The organism is Candidatus Marimicrobium litorale, assembly GCF_026262645.1.
GTDB classification, from domain to species: domain Bacteria; phylum Pseudomonadota; class Gammaproteobacteria; order Pseudomonadales; family Halieaceae; genus Marimicrobium; species Marimicrobium litorale.
The window spans coordinates 1-855 of the sequence record NZ_SHNO01000007.1 but is presented as its reverse complement, the minus strand read 5'-3'; the positions used below and the strand labels follow the sequence as shown (position 1 = coordinate 855).

General features: G+C 56.0%; 1 protein-coding gene. It reads left to right on the top strand.

All coding sequences use genetic code 11. From position 1 onward, the window contains the following. A partial coding sequence (locus tag EYC82_RS18080) for a leucine-rich repeat protein (protein ID WP_279251035.1) occupies positions 1-686 on the top strand: 686 nt, incomplete at its 5' end. Positions 687-855 lie beyond the last annotated feature (169 nt).

Sequence of the window (855 nt, the reverse complement as noted above, 5' to 3'; positions counted from 1 at the left end):
CCATTGGGTCCTTTGCTTTCCAAAACAACGCCCTCACCAGCGTAGTTATTCCAGACAGCGTTAAGAGCATTGGGCAAAATGTTTTTAACAACAACGCCCTCACCAGCGCGCACTTTGGAGGCAACTTTGGTGACTTTCAACTCAACATGTTCGATGTCAATCCCAACCTGACGACGATCACCTACTGTGAAGGGACAGCGGGTTGGCCGCAGGACTTTAGCAATGGCTCGACCACGATCACAGCGACGTCGATAGTTTGCTCGCCACCGGACGCCCCGACCATAGACTCGATAACGCCAGGCGCCGGTCAGCTTACCGTCGCCTTTACCCCGGGGATTGACAATGGCTCGCCAGCTTCCCGCTACACAGCCTCCTGCCTCCGTGTGGTGGGTTCGGGGCGGGTTCGGGTAAACGTAGTTGGCCCCACGTCACCTATTACAGTCCCCTCGATGTACAATGGCGACACGTATGAGTGTTTTGTAACAGCGACGAACATTATAGGAACGAGTCCCGCATCTGCAACGAGTGAACCATTCGTTGTCGGGGCCCCAGACACCTTCGTGCCTCCGCCTTCCGGCACGCTGCCGTCTAGCGCAACGCCTGTCCCAACTAGCCCACTGTGGCTACTGGGCATCATGGCAGGACTGCTGTCGCTGGTGGGTTTCAGGAATCTGCGTAAAGCCTGAGGCTTCTCAAGCCCGCCTAGTGCGGGTTTTTTGATGACGAAAGAAGCCAGAGTAAGCTCGCTCGACGATACTGACAAGTTAACTCGAGGTCACGGGCTGGCGCTACACAATCGAGCCTGGACTGACCAGAAATATGTCATCGGCCCCCACATTGGGCTGGAATTTCCCG